General features: G+C 54.9%; 17 protein-coding genes. 5 read left to right on the top strand and 12 right to left on the bottom strand.

From position 1 onward, the window contains the following. Positions 1-22 precede the first annotated feature (22 nt). Both yciT and osmB read left to right on the top strand, forming a co-directional pair. Positions 23-778 carry a DNA-binding transcriptional regulator YciT gene (yciT, locus tag CSK29544_RS14205; protein WP_029039444.1) on the top strand — a complete coding sequence of 252 codons (756 nt, stop codon included), beginning with the start codon at positions 23-25 and terminating at the stop codon, positions 776-778. Positions 779-1,035: 257 nt separating this feature from the next. Further along, positions 1,036-1,251, top strand: coding sequence for an osmotically-inducible lipoprotein OsmB (gene osmB, locus CSK29544_RS14200; RefSeq protein ID WP_004386703.1), 216 nt, complete (start codon positions 1,036-1,038; stop codon positions 1,249-1,251). Positions 1,252-1,372: 121 nt separating this feature from the next. Here osmB and yciH read toward each other — a convergent pair whose 3' ends face one another. From yciH to pgpB, 5 genes are all read right to left on the bottom strand, one after another. Continuing rightward, the gene (gene yciH, locus CSK29544_RS14195) at positions 1,373-1,699 is read right to left on the bottom strand and encodes a stress response translation initiation inhibitor YciH (protein ID WP_004386702.1); all 327 of its coding nucleotides are present in this window, start codon (positions 1,697-1,699) and stop codon (positions 1,373-1,375) included. Continuing rightward, positions 1,699-2,433 carry an orotidine-5'-phosphate decarboxylase gene (gene pyrF / locus CSK29544_RS14190; protein WP_105512461.1) on the bottom strand — a complete coding sequence of 245 codons (735 nt, stop codon included), beginning with the start codon at positions 2,431-2,433 and terminating at the stop codon, positions 1,699-1,701. Before pyrF ends, yciH begins: the two co-directional genes overlap by 1 nt. 225 nt (positions 2,434-2,658) lie before the next feature. After that, the gene (gene lapB / locus CSK29544_RS14185) at positions 2,659-3,828 is read right to left on the bottom strand and encodes a lipopolysaccharide assembly protein LapB (protein ID WP_007901632.1); all 1,170 of its coding nucleotides are present in this window, start codon (positions 3,826-3,828) and stop codon (positions 2,659-2,661) included. Positions 3,829-3,834: 6 nt separating this feature from the next. After that, complete coding sequence (locus CSK29544_RS14180; RefSeq protein WP_007901634.1) at positions 3,835-4,143, bottom strand: LapA family protein; 309 nt, start codon at positions 4,141-4,143, stop codon at positions 3,835-3,837. Positions 4,144-4,290: 147 nt separating this feature from the next. After that, on the bottom strand, positions 4,291-5,055 hold the full coding sequence (gene pgpB, locus CSK29544_RS14175; RefSeq protein ID WP_004387673.1) for a phosphatidylglycerophosphatase B: 765 nt from the start codon (positions 5,053-5,055) through the stop codon (positions 4,291-4,293). Between the two features lie 199 nt (positions 5,056-5,254). Here pgpB and ribA point away from each other — a divergent pair, with 199 nt between their 5' ends. Beyond that, positions 5,255-5,848: a GTP cyclohydrolase II gene (ribA, locus tag CSK29544_RS14170; protein ID WP_004387672.1), complete on the top strand. Its 594-nt coding sequence runs from the start codon at positions 5,255-5,257 to the stop codon at positions 5,846-5,848. Positions 5,849-5,911: 63 nt separating this feature from the next. On the opposite strand, the gene acnA is transcribed toward ribA, so the two are convergent. From acnA to CSK29544_RS23070, 4 genes are all read right to left on the bottom strand, one after another. Then, positions 5,912-8,587 carry an aconitate hydratase AcnA gene (gene acnA / locus CSK29544_RS14165; RefSeq protein WP_007901638.1) on the bottom strand — a complete coding sequence of 892 codons (2,676 nt, stop codon included), beginning with the start codon at positions 8,585-8,587 and terminating at the stop codon, positions 5,912-5,914. A gap of 167 nt (positions 8,588-8,754) precedes the next feature. Then, positions 8,755-8,853, bottom strand: a complete 99-nt coding sequence (ymiC, locus tag CSK29544_RS24940; RefSeq protein WP_225318182.1) for a small membrane protein YmiC — start codon at positions 8,851-8,853, stop codon at positions 8,755-8,757. 150 nt (positions 8,854-9,003) lie between these two features. After that, complete coding sequence (locus CSK29544_RS25255; protein WP_487249670.1) at positions 9,004-9,180, bottom strand: YciX family protein; 177 nt, start codon at positions 9,178-9,180, stop codon at positions 9,004-9,006. Between the two features lie 2 nt (positions 9,181-9,182). Beyond that, positions 9,183-9,344 (bottom strand): YmiA family putative membrane protein, encoded by a 162-nt coding sequence (locus CSK29544_RS23070; protein ID WP_225805805.1) that lies wholly within the window; start codon positions 9,342-9,344, stop codon positions 9,183-9,185. A gap of 331 nt (positions 9,345-9,675) precedes the next feature. On the opposite strand from CSK29544_RS23070, the gene CSK29544_RS14160 reads away from it, so the two are divergent. Further along, positions 9,676-10,373 (top strand): IS1-like element IS1B family transposase gene (locus CSK29544_RS14160; protein WP_095033700.1). Its coding sequence is split into 2 segments (ribosomal slippage): positions 9,676-9,925 and positions 9,925-10,373, totalling 699 coding nucleotides; the frame shifts between segments, so codons are not numbered across the junction. A gap of 71 nt (positions 10,374-10,444) precedes the next feature. On the opposite strand, the gene cysB is transcribed toward CSK29544_RS14160, so the two are convergent. Further along, positions 10,445-11,419, bottom strand: a complete 975-nt coding sequence (cysB, locus tag CSK29544_RS14155; protein WP_007902658.1) for an HTH-type transcriptional regulator CysB — start codon at positions 11,417-11,419, stop codon at positions 10,445-10,447. Positions 11,420-11,605: 186 nt separating this feature from the next. Then, positions 11,606-14,203, bottom strand: a complete 2,598-nt coding sequence (gene topA, locus CSK29544_RS14150; RefSeq protein WP_004387669.1) for a type I DNA topoisomerase — start codon at positions 14,201-14,203, stop codon at positions 11,606-11,608. Between the two features lie 400 nt (positions 14,204-14,603). Between topA and CSK29544_RS14145 the strand changes: the two genes are divergently transcribed. Beyond that, complete coding sequence (locus tag CSK29544_RS14145) at positions 14,604-14,855, top strand: YciN family protein (protein ID WP_007850502.1); 252 nt, start codon at positions 14,604-14,606, stop codon at positions 14,853-14,855. A gap of 78 nt (positions 14,856-14,933) precedes the next feature. Here CSK29544_RS14145 and sohB read toward each other — a convergent pair whose 3' ends face one another. Continuing rightward, positions 14,934-15,983, bottom strand: a complete 1,050-nt coding sequence (sohB, locus tag CSK29544_RS14140) for a protease SohB (protein WP_007902650.1) — start codon at positions 15,981-15,983, stop codon at positions 14,934-14,936. Positions 15,984-16,164 lie beyond the last annotated feature (181 nt).

Raw genomic sequence — 16,164 nt, 5'->3', positions numbered from 1 at the left:
CACCGCGCATAACGATGCAGATATGAACTCCCGACAACAAATCATTTTACAGATGGTGATAGACCGAGGCCGCATGAGCGTGGCGGAACTGGCAAAAATCACCGGTGTTTCAGAAGTTACCATTCGTCAGGATCTGAACCTTCTTAAAAAGCAGAGCTATCTGCGCCGCACTCACGGGTTTGCTGTACCGCTCGACAGCGACGATGTGGAAACCCGCATGATGAACAATTTCGCGCTCAAGCGCAGGCTCGCGGATTTCGCGTGCTCGCTGGTGAATGATGGCGAAACGGTGTTTATCGAAAACGGCAGTACCAACGCCCTGCTGGCGCGAGCGCTGGCTGAGCAAAAGAAGATTACGCTAATCACCGTAAGCAGTTTTATCGCGCACCTGCTGAAAGAAACCTCATGCGAAATTATCCTGCTCGGCGGCATCTACCAGAAAAAAAGCGAAACCATGGTGGGCCCGTTGACGCGCCAGTACATCTCACAGGTGCACTTCAGCAAAGCGTTTATCGGGATTGACGGCTGGTCGCCAGAAACCGGCTTTACGGGCCGCGACATGATGCGCGCCGACGTGGTCAATGCGGTGCTGGAGAAAGGCAGCGAGGCCATTATCCTCACCGACAGCAGTAAATTCGGCGCGGTGCATCCCTATACGCTTGGCCCGGTTTCTCGCTTCAATCGCGTTATTACCGATGATGGCCTGAACGAGGCCAGTCGCGACGCGCTCAGCGCATCCGGGCTGACGCTGGATATCATTTCGCCCTTTCCTGCCTGAATTCTTCTGGCGCGCCGTGTCTGGCGCGCCTCGCTTGAGACTATTCTCAGCATCAATTAAGACTTTTTACCTGTCTGAATTCGCTTAAGAAATTAAAATTAATCTCAGCGATATTACTGAGTGTTGATTGTCACCTGCGTGATTCTTTATTCCGTATCGCTGCACCGTTTCACGGACTGGCGCTTTAAGCTGTGATTTAGCCACTATACTTAAAGTGAGCAGCCTTTCCGTGAATCAATTATTCAGGAGAAAGTATTATGTCATTAAATTACAAAAAAGTAGCCGCGGCAGTGCTGGCCGTAACTCTGGTAGCCTCTCTGAGCGGATGCTCAAACTGGTCTAAACGTGACCGCAACACCGCTATCGGCGCGGGTGCAGGTGCAATCGGCGGCTCCGTGCTGACCAACGGCAGCGCGCTCGGCACCCTCGGCGGCGCAGCGGTAGGCGGTATTATCGGTCATCAGGTTCATTAATCTGCGGCCCGCAAAAGCATAACGCTTTGACGTATTACTCGCATCACCGAATAATTACAGGTCTGGCTATACCGCAGTAAACATAACAAAATAGCCACGGCGCTTTCGCCGTGGCTAACAATTAACCGCCCGCCAGTTTGACTTTCATTCCTTTTGCCTCAAGCAGGCTTTTAATTAATTCCCGCTTGTCGCCCTGAATTTCAATGACGCCCTCTTTCACCGCTCCGCCACAGCCGCATTTTTTCTTCAGTTCGGCCGCGAGACTATTTAAGGTCGCATCGTCAGCATCAATACCCGTGATAAGGCATACGCCTTTTCCTTTGCGACCGCTGGTCTGACGCTGAATACGCACCACGCCGTCACCTTTCGGGCGCGCGGGCGCCGCTTTGGGTTCGTCAATGCGCCCGGTTTCCGTGGAATAGACCAGGCGGCTGTTATTATCGCTCATTATCCCTCCTGCTTCAGAGACGCCAGAATATCGCGCAGCGCCTGCGCCGGGTTAGCCGCGCGGGTGATGGGCCGCCCGATGACCATATAGTCCACGCCTGCCTGTTGCGCTTCAGCAGGCGTCATAATACGGCGCTGATCGCCCGCGTCGCTCCCCGCCGGACGAATGCCGGGCGTGACCAGTTTAAATTCGTGCCCGAACGCCGCTTTAAAACGCACCGCCTCCTGCGCAGAGCAGACCACGCCATCCAGACCACACTGCTGAGTCAGACGCGCAAGACGTTCCGCCTGCTCTGCCGGGCTGAGAGTAATACCAAGCCCTTGCAGATCCTCGGCTTCCATACTGGTCAGAACCGTCACCGCAATCAGTAACGGCGCGTCCTTGCCAAAAGACGCGAGCGCCTCTTTCGCCGCCGTCATCATGCGCGCGCCGCCACCCGCGTGAACGTTCACCATCCAGACGCCAAGCTCCGCCGCGGCAGCAACGGCACGCGCGGTGGTGTTCGGAATATCGTGAAATTTAAGGTCCAGAAAGACGTCAAAACCGCGCGAAATCAAATCACGCACCAGTTGCGGTCCAAACAGCGTGAACATCTCTTTGCCGACTTTCAGGCGGCAGTCGCGCGGATCGATACCGTCCACAAAGGCCAGCGCGCTGTCGCGATTGTCGTAATCAAGCGCAACAACGACAGGAGAATAGGTTACAGAATGAGAGGATGAGGCAATTGATGTCATGACCAGACCTTCTGACAGGCGCACCGGCGTGGCGCGGGATTGATAAACGGCAAGCATTCTACCCGCCGTCCGTGAAAATTTACAGGTAAGATCGCCCTGCCTGACCTCTTGTTTGTTGCTATTGCGCTGAGGCCACCGCACAAAAACAAGAACTATAAGTATGTTGTAACTAAAAAACGCGCAAAATAAAGCTGCGACAAACTGTGCGGCAGCGATAACAATGATTTACTGGCCGTCGAGGCCACGGATAGGCTTGATGGTGGACCAGGCACGACACGACGGGCAATGCCAGTAGAGCGTGAACGCGGTAAAGCCGCACTTCTGGCAGCGGTAGCGCGGCTTGGTGCGTACCTGCTCACCCACCATATCGCGCAGCACCATCAGGCTCTCTTTCGCGCGCCCTTCTTCCGCCTCGTGCAGATGGTAATCCATCAGCCGGTGGAACACGCGCATGGTCGGGTGGCGTTGCAGCTGGCGCGTGATATAGACCTGCGCGCTGTCTGCGCCTTCGCGCTGCTCAAGCACCTGCGCGAGCATCAGCTCCGCTTCCGCGCCGGTGTTTTCTTCAACACAGCGCCTGAGGAACTCTGCCCACTCGTCAGGTTTACCAAGCTGCTGATAGCACACCTGGAGCATCTCCAGCGTTTCGCTCACCAGCTCGCGATCCTGACTGATGACCTTCTCCAGCATTTCCACGGCGTGGGCGTAATCGCCGCGCGCCATAAAAATGCGGCCCATCATAATCGAGACGCGCGCGCTGTTACGATCCGCCGCAGCGCCCTTTTTCAGGAGCGACATGGCGCGATCCATATCTTCATTGCTCATCGCCTGGAGCGCCAGCTCGCAGTAAAAATGGGCGATTTCGACGCGCTGGTGCTCTTTGCCAAGCTTAACCAGCCGTTCAGCGGCATCGATGGCTTTCTGCCAGTCGCTGGTGGCCTGATAGATTTGCAGCAATTGCTGGAGCGCACCGACGCGGAAATCGGTTTCATCCACCAGCTGATTAAACATGCCTTCGGCGCGGTCATAGAGGCCTGCGGCCATATAGTCGCGGCCCAGTTGCTGTACGGCGAGCAGCCGCTGATCGTAGGTAAGCGACGCGCTTTCCATCAGCGACTGGTGAATACGGATAGCCCGGTCGACCTCGCCGCGCGAGCGGAAAAGATTGCCGAGCGTCAGGTGGGCTTCAACGGTGCCGGTATCTTCCTTGAGCATTTCAAGGAACAGATCCACCGCTTTATCCTGCTGATTGGACAGCAGAAAGTTTACCCCTGCGACGTAATCACGTGACAGGCGATTCGCTTCCTGCTCTTTATCCTGTTGCGCACTTCTGCGGCCCATATACCAGCCATACGCAGCGGCGACAGGCAACAGCAGAAACAACAACTCCAGCATAGAGGGTTAATCCTTAACAGCAGGCGCAGTGGCATTTGCCGGAACCGGCTCTGCGGGCGCGATCTGCTGCTCAAGGCGTTTAATTTTACGTTCGGCGCGCGCCAGTTGCAGACGAAGGCGTAACCAGAACAATCCACAGATGATCCAGCCGATGATAAAACCCGCGCCGAATAAGGTCGCCAGTAGCGTAGAGATACGATAATCGCCCTGCGCGAGCAGGAAGTTAAAGGTGACCTGTTGATCGTTTTGCGCACCCAGCGTGACGGAAACGACGAAAATCGCTAATACCACTAAAAAAATAATCAGATATTTCACATGACATCCCGTATGTGTTTTGTGCGACCAATGTCCCGGCCTCGGCTCAACGCGCTATACGTTATCATTTCCACCCTTTGCGTGAAATGATAAAGCGCCAGGACATCCCTTATTAATAGGGGCGGAACGGCGAAACTCAAGCCGCCGTCACTCTTCTGTCTCGCGCCGGGCGATTTCGACTTTCTCTTCCACCGGCGGCGTGAGCGGGCCACAGAGGCGCTGCGCAAGCCAGGCGGCGATGGTCACCAGCAGCCAGGAGAGCAGTGTCGCCACCACCAGATCGCGTGGCCAGTGCATACCGAGCAGCATCCGGCTGCCCATCACGGCGATAGCCCAGGCGGTCAACACCACAAGCGTAATGGTTCGCCTGCGGGGCCAGAGGAGTCCAAAGCCCAGCATCGCCCAGCTTGCGGCAAACATGGTGTGCCCGGAAGGAAACGCGAAACCGGTCTCTTTTTGCCAGTGTTTACGCAGCCAGACCGGGATATCGGTCTCGTTTTGCAACTGCGCTTTCACCAGCGCCCCTCTTTCCTTGCGCTTTAAATTGTAGAACTCGTCAACCGGGATGTTACGGTTTTTTTCAAGCCAGATGACGAACGGGCGCGGTTCCTGAACCCTTTCTTTAATCAGCGATTTAGACCATTGCCCCGCCATAATGACGATACCCAGAATCGCAAACAGCATTAGCGCCGGGCGCAACCGGAAGCGCAGACACCATAAGAACCAGCCGCACAGCAAAACGTGAGTCAGAATGCCCCAGGGCTGCGTGACCGTTTCTGTCACCCAGAACAGCATTTTAAGCCACAGCGAACCGCCGCCTGGCTGCCACTGCCAGCCTGATATCCAGACGGCCAGCGGCATAATGAGCAACAGTGCGGCGCCAACCGCGGTACGTTTTGCAATGGCCAGCATGTTCTCTCCTTTTTCATGAAGTCCTTCAAGAATAACCGAAAATCGCGCCACGCAGGATAGTTAACTATTGATGCGATTGATATTGAGAGCACGACTGAGTGAGGCGAACCCTGTCGGGATGTGGCAAAATACAGGATAACGACAGAAAGCCAACAGACTGGCAGGCGCCTGCGGGCGTTCATAATATCCGGAGAATCACATGCAGCTTAAACGTGTGGCAGAAGCCAAACTGCCAACCCCCTGGGGCGATTTCCTGATGGTGGGTTTTGAAGAACTGGCAACCGGACAGGATCACGTAGCCCTGGTATTTGGTGATATTTCAGGCACTGAGCCGGTACTGGCCCGTGTCCACTCCGAATGCCTGACCGGCGACGCGCTGTTTAGCCTGCGCTGCGACTGCGGCTTCCAGCTGGAAGCGGCGCTGTCGCACATTGCGGAAGCCGGGCGCGGCGTGCTCCTCTATCATCGCCAGGAGGGGCGTAATATTGGTCTGCTGAATAAAATCCGCGCCTATGCGTTGCAGGATCAGGGCTACGATACCGTCGAAGCGAACCATCAGCTCGGCTTTGCCGCCGACGAACGCGATTTCACCCTGTGTGCGGATATGTTTAAGCTGCTGGGCGTGGATGAAGTGCGCCTGCTCACTAACAACCCGCGCAAGGTGGAGATCCTGACCGAAGCGGGAATTAATATCGTCGAGCGCGTGCCGCTGATTGTCGGACGTAACCCGAAAAACGAGCACTATCTCGATACCAAAGCCGCCAAAATGGGGCATCTGCTCTCCGGTAACTAACCGGCGCGCGAGATAAAAAAGGCCTGCAAACGCAGGCCTTTTTGTTGCACCGGATACCGCGCCTTAGCGCAGCATATTACGGATCACGTAGTGCAGAATGCCGTCGTTACGGTAATAGGTCATCTCATTACCGGTATCGATGCGGCAGCGGCATTCCAGCACCTCGGTTGCGCCATTGGCACGCGTGAGCGTAACCGGCACCGTAGCGCCTGGCGTCAGTGACTGTAAATCGCCGATGTCCAGCGTCTCGTCGCCTGTCAGCCCCAGTGTTTTACGCGTCACACCCTGCGGGAACTCCAGCGGCAGGATACCCATGCCGATAAGGTTAGAGCGGTGAATACGTTCGAACGACTCGGCAATCACCACGCGAATACCGAGCAGACGCGGGCCTTTGGCTGCCCAGTCGCGACTGGAGCCGGAGCCGTACTCTTTCCCGGCGATCACTGCAAGCGGCGTGCCCTGCTCCTGATAACGCATGGCGGCGTCATAAATCGACATCACCTCGTTACCCGGAATAAGACGCGTCATACCCCCTTCCACGCCCGGTACCATTTCGTTACGGATGCGAATATTGGCAAACGTGCCGCGCATCATCACTTCATGGTTACCACGACGCGAGCCGTAAGAGTTAAAGTCTGCGCGCTCCACGCCGTGGCTTTGCAGATAGCGCCCGGCGGGGCTGTCCGCCTTGATGCTGCCCGCAGGCGAAATGTGGTCGGTGGTGACGGAATCGCCCAGCATCGCGAGAATGCGCGCACCGTGGATATCCTGCACCGGCGCTGGCTCCGAAAGCATGTCATCGAAAAATGGCGACAGGCGGATATAGGTGGAATCGTTCTGCCAGTCGTAGGTGTCTGACGCCTGCACCTGAATCGACCGCCACTCTTCGGTTCCTTCGAAAACTTCCGCGTACTCTTTACGGAACATATCGGTGGAGACTTCCTGCACCGCCTGCGCAATCTCCTGCCCGGTGGGCCAGATATCCTTGAGATAAACCGGATCGCCTTTACGGTCATGGCCGATGGGATCGGTTGCAAGGTTGATGTTCATGTTCCCCGCCAGCGCATATGCGACCACCAGCGGCGGCGACGCCAGCCAGTTGGTTTTTACCAGCGGATGAATACGGCCTTCAAAGTTACGGTTGCCCGAAAGCACCGCGCCGACGGTCAGATCGCCTTTTTTGATCGCCTGTTCGATAGGCTCGGGCAGCGGCCCGGAGTTACCGATACAGGTGGTACAGCCATACCCGACCAGGTTAAAGCCCAGTTCATCCAGCCACGGCGTTAGCTTCGCGTGAGCCAGATAATCGGAAACGACCTTTGAGCCCGGTGCCAGCGACGCTTTTACCCACGGCTGACGTTTGAGCCCAAGTTTGACAGCTTTTTTGGCGAGCAGGCCCGCCGCCATCAGCACGCTTGGGTTGGACGTATTGGTACAGGAAGTAATAGCGGCAATAACCACCGCGCCGTCCGGCAGCTCATACTGATGCCCGTTCAGCGTATATTCGACCGAATGCAGATCCCTTTTCGGCGAGTTCACTTCAAGCTCTGTGCTGGCGGCGAACGCCTTCGGCACGTCGCCCAGGCTCACGCGGTCCTGCGGACGTTTCGGCCCGGCGATACTGGCTTCAACCGTGCCCATGTCCAGCTCCAGCGTGCTGGTGAATACCGGCTCGTCACCCGGATTGCGCCACAGGCCTTGCGCTTTGGCATAGGCTTCCACCAGCGCCACTTGCTCTTCACTGCGCCCGCTCAGGCGTAAATAGCCAAGCGTGACGTCATCAATCGGGAAAAAGCCGCAGGTCGCGCCATATTCGGGCGCCATATTAGCGATGGTCGCGCGGTCTGCCAGCGGCAGCGAATCCAGGCCGTCGCCAAAGAATTCGACAAATTTCCCGACCACGCCATGTTTGCGCAGCATCTGGGTAACGGTCAGCACCAGGTCAGTGGCGGTAATGCCTTCACTGAGTTTGCCGGTAAGACGAAAACCGACGACATCCGGGATAAGCATCGACACGGGCTGGCCAAGCATCGCCGCTTCCGCTTCGATACCGCCAACGCCCCAGCCGAGCACGCCGAGACCGTTTATCATCGTGGTGTGGGAGTCTGTACCGACAAGCGTATCCGGGTATGCCACCATCACACCGTCCTGGAGTTCGCTCCAGACGGCTTTACCCAGATACTCAAGGTTAACCTGGTGGCAGATACCGGTGCCTGGCGGCACCACGCTGAACCGGCTGAACGCCTGCTGGCCCCAGCGCAGGAATGCATAACGCTCATGGTTGCGCTCCATCTCCAGACGCACGTTCTCTTCAAACGCGTTATCGTCGCCGAAATGGTCCACGGTGACAGAGTGGTCAATCACCAGGTCGACCGGTGAGAGCGGGTTCACTTTCGAGACGTCTCCACCGAGACGTTTCACCGCTTCGCGCATGGCCGCAAGATCCACCACCGCCGGAACGCCGGTGAAATCCTGCATCAGCACACGCGCCGGACGATACGCGATTTCGCGATCGGCATGCGCATGTTCAAGCCAGCCCGCCAGCGCCTGAATATCTTCAAGCGTAACGGTCTCGCCATCCTGCCAGCGCAGCAGGTTCTCAAGCAAAACTTTCAGTGATTTGGGTAACCGCGCGATATCGCCCAGCTCCCGGGCGGCTTTCGGCAGGCTGTAGTAGTGATAGGTTTTATCCTGCGCCTGTAATGTGTCCTTACTGGCTTCGCGTAGGGTCGACGACATAGCTCCTCCTTCAGTCCTGAGATAGCGATGCCCCGATTGTTATCAGGGTCTGTATTAAAGATAACACAAACATGTCGTAACGATTTGATAACAACCCAAATCGCTAAAAGTGAGGAGACGTCAGGGGGAGAAACAAAACGCCTGGCGGGGAGCCAGGCGCAGAGGAATCAGTGAGCAAGCATCCAGACAAGCTGACACCAGAACAAGGAGGAAACGGTAAATGCGCCAATCCATGACCAGTATTTGAGCGTGAGCTGATTATTCATACCTGTTACACCAATAATTAAAACCATTGATCGCTCTGGCGCTTGCCAGAAATGTAAAGATTGCTGTGTGTAATTTTCCTCGCTGCGTTAACAACGAGAACAGATAAATTTAGCTTAAATTAAACTCTTGTTTTTTATTATCTACGCCAGTTAGCGTTTATTGTTTTTGTGATCTTCTTCCGAAAATAAAGCGATAAAATCTTGTTGCTCTTTTGTTAGCTTCCAGCCCGTCGGGAGGGTCGAAAAACCCCCTTTTGGGCTGCTTTCGTGCCTGTCATCTGGTTGACATATTGGCGAACGAGTGAAAGCGTGCTGTTGTAAAGCCATGCTTAACCCCAAAATGTCCACACCAGAAGCGCAATCCCAATCCAGAACAGGGTTGAGATGCCGAACACCGCCAGCCACGCTTTACGCTTAAGATCAGGATCTCTTTGCGAATCGTCGCTTTCTGATGGCATTGCTAACCTCGTACAATCGACATTGCTTATCATATGGACACCAAACAATTGGCAGAAGTAATCATCAGTTGAGATAAATCCTAAATAAAAACCAGCCAAAAATCCAGCGTCTTTACGATCATTTTTAGAGAAAATATTCAATCTTTTGACGTGAAATAAATTATTGAAGTTGTGAATTTGCGTAGCTAAGAATTATTTCCTACTTTTGTCGTGACGCGGCGACACCTTACCCATACCTTTAATAAGGGAATGCGCGATAATAATTTCACTTAGTACGAATGATTATGTTTTTAATTTGAATAAAAGGCGGGTGATGCTGCCAACTTACTGATTTAGTGTATGATGGTGTTTTTGAGGTGCTCCAGTGGCTTCTGTTTCTATCAGCTGTCCCTCCTGTTCAGCTACTGACGGGGTGGTGCGTAACGGCAAAAGCACCGCCGGACATCAGCGCTATCTCTGCTCTCACTGCCGTAAAACATGGCAACTGCAGTTCACTTACACCGCTTCTCAACCCGGTACGCACCAGAAAATCATTGATATGGCCATGAATGGCGTTGGATGCCGGGCAACCGCCCGCATTATGGGCGTTGGCCTCAACACGATTTTCCGCCATTTAAAAAACTCAGGCCGCAGTCGGTAACCTCGCGCATACAGCCGGGCAGTGACGTCATCGTCTGCGCGGAAATGGACGAACAGTGGGGATACGTCGGGGCTAAATCGCGCCAGCGCTGGCTGTTTTACGCGTATGACAGGCTCCGGAAGACGGTTGTTGCGCACGTATTCGGTGAACGCACTATGGCGACGCTGGGGCGTCTTATGAGCCTGCTGTCACCCTTTGACGTGGTGATATGGATGACGGATGGCTGGCCGCTGTATGAATCCCGCCTGAAGGGAAAGCTGCACGTAATCAGCAAGCGATATACGCAGCGAATTGAGCGGCATAACCTGAATCTGAGGCAGCACCTGGCACGGCTGGGACGGAAGTCGCTGTCGTTCTCAAAATCGGTGGAGCTGCATGACAAAGTCATCGGGCATTATCTGAACATAAAACACTATCAATAAGTTGGAGTCATTACCTAAAAGGCGGGAAAAACGTGCGTACCTTTGCACCAGTGAAAAGGTACGCGCTGGCATTATTTGGCAGGTAATTTGATATCTTTAAACATCGCTTCAATATCTTCATTTGAGCGCAACGCAACGGCGGCATCCACCACATCGCGGGTTAAATGCGGCGCAAAACGCTGAATAAAATCATACATGTAGCTACGCAGGAATGTGCTGCGGCGAAAACCGATTTTCGTTGTGCTGTGGCTAAAAATATCGTGCGCGTCAAGACGCACCAGATCCGGATCGGAGACCGGATCGACGGCCATGCTGGCAATCACCCCTACTCCTAATCCCAGCCTTACGTAGGTTTTAATCACATCGGCGTCAGTCGCGGTGAAAACAATTCGCGGCGTCAGTCCGGCGCGATTAAACGCGGTGTCGAGTTCTGAGCGTCCCGTAAAGCCGAAGGTGTAAGTGACCAGTGGATATTGCGCCAGCTCCTCTATATTCACGCTCTCTTTCGACGCCAGCGGGTGATCCGGCGTGACCACTATCGACCGGTTCCAGTAGTAGCACGGCAGCATCACCAGATCGTCATAGAGATGCAGCGCTTCGGTCGCAATCGCAAAATCGGCATTACCTTTAGAGACCGCTTCAGCAATTTGTGTGGGCGATCCCTGATGCATATGCAATGAGACGCGCGGGTAGCGCTCGATAAAGCCTTTAATCACGCCCGGCAGCGCGTAGCGCGCTTGTGTATGCGTAGTCGCGACATACAGCGAGCCTTTGTCCGGCCACGTATGTTCGCCCGCCACCGATTTGATGGCGTCCACTTTGGAGAGCACTTCGCGTGCGATACGGATAATTTCCTGACCGGCGGGCGTCACCTGCGTCAGATGTTTGCCACTGCGGGCAAAAATCTGAATCCCGAGTTCATCTTCCAGCATACGCACCTGCTTACTGATGCCGGGCTGCGACGTATAAAGCCCTTCCGCTGTGGATGAGACATTCAGGTTATGGTTCACCACCTCAACGATATAGCGCAACTGCTGTAGTTTCATGACTGACCATCCAGAATCAGAGACGCCTGCAATCAGGCTTAAGACGATTTGATAATAAAAAAGGAAGATACTATAACCGCGCTGGCTTTTATAGCTTATGTGTATAGTTCAGTGAAAAAAATAATAAGGTCGTTATAAACGCAAAAGGCCAGCTTGCGCTGGCCTTCGTTTTTGCACGCGGCAGGCTTACTTTTTGCCTTCCGCCCACTTACCGTCAACATAGAATGCAGACCAGCCGGTGGCCTTGCCGTCTTTTTCCGACGCCACATACTGCTGTTTGGTTTTACGGCTGAAGCGAACCACGGCCGGGTTGCCTTCCGGATCCTTTGCAGGCGCATCCGCCAGATAACGCAGTTTTTCCGGCAGGCGGTCACGGAAGCGTTGCAGCTCTTCCACCAGCGGCGCGCGGGTTTCGCGCGATTTCGGGAACGTATTCGCGGCAAGGAACACGCCAGCGGCACCGTCACGCAGGACGAAGTAAGCGTCTGACTTCTCGCACGGCAGTTCAGGCAGCGGCACCGGATCTTCCTTCGGCGGCGCGACTTCACCGTTACGCAGGATCTTACGGGTATTTTTACACTCGTCGTTGGTACACGCCATGTACTTACCGAAACGCCCCATCTTCAGGTGCATTTCAGAACCGCATTTTTCGCACTCTACTACCGGACCGTCATAACCCTTAATGCGGAACTCGCCCTCTTCGACTTCATAGCCATCACAGGACGGGTTATTACCGCACACGTGCAGTTTGCGCTTCGGATCGATAAGGTAGCTGTCCATCGCCGTGCCACACTTCTGGCAGCGACGTTTGGCGCGCAGCGCGTTAGTTTCCGCGTCATCGCCTTCCAGTACGTTCAGCACTTCGTTTTCCGGCACCAGGTTAATGGTGGTTTTGCAACGCTCTTTCGGCGACAGCGCGTAGCCGGAGCAGCCCAGGAATACGCCCGTGCTGGCAGTACGGATGCCCATCGGGCGACCACAGGTCGGGCAGTCAATGCTGGTAAGCACCATCTGGTTCGGGCGCATACCGCCCTCTTCAGGATCTTTTTCGGCGGTGTCCAGCTGTCTTGAGAAGTCGTCGAAGAAAGTATCCAGCACCGCGCGCCATTCGGCTTCATGGTTGGCCACCTGATCGAGAGAGTCTTCCATCTGCGCGGTGAAATCAAAGTTCATCAGCTCAGGGAAGTTCTCTTCCAGGCGATCGGTGACGATTTCACCCATTTTTTCGGCATAGAAGCGACGGTTTTCAACGCGCACATAGCCGCGATCCTGAATGGTCGAGATGATTGAGGCGTAGGTCGACGGGCGGCCGATACCGCGTTTTTCCAGCTCTTTCACCAGTGACGCTTCGCTAAAGCGCGCAGGCGGCTTGGTGAAGTGCTGTGCAGGGGTCAGCTCAACCAGAGAAAGCTTATCGCCCTGGTTAACCGCAGGCAGCGTGCGGTCTTCATCGCCTTTGCGCAGCGCAGGCATCACTTTGGTCCAGCCGTCAAAGCGCAGAATGCGACCGCGCGCTTTCAGGCGGAAATCACCCGCAGCGACGGTCAGCGTCGTGGAGTCGTACTGCGCCGGCGTCATCTGACAGGCAACGAACTGACGCCAGATCAGCTGATACAGTTTCTGCGCGTCGTTTTCCATGTCCTTCAGTGATTCCGCCAGCACGCTGACATCTGAAGGACGAATTGCCTCATGCGCTTCCTGAGAGTTCTCTTTGCTGGCGTACTGGTTCGGGTTCTCCGGCAGATATTTCTTGCCGAACTCCTCGCCGATATAGTTACGCACCATGCTTACCGCGTCCTGACTCAGGTTGGTGGAGTCGGTACGCATATAAGTGATGTAACCCGCCTCGTAGAGACGCTGGGCCATCATCATGGTTTTCTTCACGCCAAAGCCCAGGCGCGTACTCGCCGCCTGCTGAAGCGTGGAGGTAATAAAAGGCGCGCCCGGTTTGCTGCTGGTCGGCTTATCTTCACGCTCGATAACCTGATAGCTTGCCGCTTTCAGCAGCGCGACCGCCGCTTCGGTATCCTGACGGTTTACCGGACGGAACGGTTTATCTTTATGATGCGTGACCTGAACGCTGAGCTGGTCGCTCTTCGGCGTTGAGAGCAGCGCGTCCACTTCCCAGAACTCTTCCGGCACAAACGCTTTAATTTCACGCTCGCGCTCGACCACCAGACGTACTGCGACAGACTGCACGCGACCTGCGGACAGCCCGCGGGCGATTTTCTTCCACAGCAGCGGGGAGACCATATACCCCACCACGCGGTCCATGAAACGGCGCGCCTGCTGGGCGTTAACGCGATCGATATTCAGCTCGCCCGGCTTTTCAAACGCCTGACGGATCGCATTTTTGGTAATTTCGTTAAACACGACGCGGCTATAGCGCGTGTCGTCACCACCGATCACTTCCCGCAGGTGCCAGGCAATGGCTTCCCCTTCGCGGTCAAGGTCGGTGGCGAGATAGATGTGGTCAGCTTTTTCAGCCAGCGATTTCAGTTCAGAAACCACTTTTTCTTTACCGGGCAGCACTTCATAGTGTGCTTCCCAGTTATGCCAGGGATCGACGCCCATGCGGTTGACTAACGCGCCGCGTTCATCTTTTTTGACTTTTTTAGCCGGTTTTGTCGGGGCGGATTCAGCGCTTTTTTTAGGGGCGGAGCCACTGGTCGGCAAATCCCGGATATGACCGACGCTGGATTTTACCACGTAGTCTTTACCGAGATATTTGTTGATCGTTTTGGCTTTTGCCGGGGACTCAACGATGACGAGAGCTTTACCCATATTCACCTTTACCTGATTTGATTCTTCCAGAATACGTCGCACGTTGATTCACCGTCACTGGCGACAAGCCTCGTATATTGTGGCCGCCCCAAAGGTTATCAACCCCTTAATCCATCACCAGGCGTGGTTCACGCTACTACGGTGGCTGAGTCGTCAGGTTTTATCGTGCAAATGCGCTACAGCACGACGGAAGTTCGGTCGAATGTCAAGCAATTCTGTTGCCAGATTTGCGAAAGCGTCACACTCTACCTGATAAAATTCGTTACGCAACTTTATTAGCATGCAAAAGTGATTAACGCCACCAGTGGACCTTTTTGAAAAGCCCTGTAAATCGAAGGGAAAATTTGCCCATCGCACCCGGTGAGACGTACACTATCCCCCTGTTTGTAAGGAGATGATTATGCAACAGTTAACTCAGCCTATCGATCGCGCTACGCTGCTGGCGCAGGCCAATAAAATGATCCGCGAGCATGAAGACTATATTGCCGGCATGGTGGCCACCGACGTTGAGCAAAAAAATGGCGTACTCGTCTTTCGCGGCGAATATTTTATGGACGAACAGGGGTTGCCGACGGCAAAAACCACGGCGGTATTTAATATGTTTAAATACCTGGCCCATCAGCTTTCCGAGAAATATCATCTGCTGCCCTGAGCGCTTCCACCGTGTGAATACGCCATTACCGGTTAGCAAGATGAAAAGCGAGGCCTGACGCCTCGCTTTTTATTTACCTTACAGCAGCGGTTTCTGCCCACGCTGCCACCAGCGCAATAGCAGGCGATCCAGGCTTTGCGCCGCGCTGCCGGTAAAGCGATCCATCAACCGTTTACGCTGCATATAGCGCAGACTGACGACCTCACGCTCAGCCATGCGGGCAATAATGAGATCGTCGCTGGTGCTGATTTCATCCACCAGACCTTTCTCTTTGGCCTGTACGCCGTACCAGTGCTCGCCGGTTGCGACCGCGTCGATATCCAGCGAAGGACGCATACTGTGCACAAATTCTTTGAAGAGATGATGCGTTTCGTTGAGATCTTCGCGGAATTTCTCGCGCCCTTCTTCGGTATTCTCACCCAGCAGCGTCAGCGTGCGCTTGTACTGCCCCGCCGTGTGCAGCTCAATATCGATATCGTTGCGCTTAAGCAGACGGTTGAAGTTCGGGATCTGCGCGACTACGCCGATAGAACCGATGATAGCGAACGGGGCCGCCACGATGTTATTCGCCACACAGGCCATCATATACCCGCCGCTGGCGGCGACTTTATCCACGGCGATGGTCAGCGGGATCTGGCGCTCGCGCAGACGCTGCAGTTGCGACGCGGCAAGCCCGTAACCGTGCACCACGCCGCCGGGGCTTTCCAGACGCACCAGGACTTCATCGGCGGGCTTTGCAACCGCCAGCACCGCCGTCACCTCTTCGCGTAGCGCGCTGACTTCATGGGCATCGATGCTGCCTTTGAAATCAAGCACGTAGAGGGTGGGCTTTCCGGCAGGTGCCGCGTCGCCACGTTTAGCGCGTGCTTTAGCGGCTTTCGCCTCCTGCTTGTTTTTCTTTTTCTGATTCTTATGCCACTGCTTGTGCTGATGAGGATCGAGCAGCGCGGCGGCCACCTCTTCCTTCATCTCTTTATACTCTTCCCCGAGACGCGTAACGCGCAGCTCACCGCGCTGGGCTTTCTTGCGCTGCGTCAGGTTGGCGATAAGTGCGATGACAATCGCGATCGCCACGACCACCGTGACGATTTTGGCTAAAAACAGTCCATACTCTGCAAGTAAATTCACTTCTCCACCTTTTATTCAGGCATGACCCGGGCGTTAGTGTAACTGAGCCCCGGGCCCGCGTCTTGTAACAAAGCGAAACTGTGCGAGAGCTCTCGCTGAAGTTTTCTTTACCGATGAAACAGTTGCAAATGAGGTTGCGTCAGCGCAACCCTCCGGCCGCCTGATTGAAATACGCGAAGGA

This window comes from Cronobacter sakazakii (assembly GCF_000982825.1).
GTDB classification, from domain to species: domain Bacteria; phylum Pseudomonadota; class Gammaproteobacteria; order Enterobacterales; family Enterobacteriaceae; genus Cronobacter; species Cronobacter sakazakii.
This window is presented reverse-complemented; position numbering and strand designations above follow the sequence as displayed.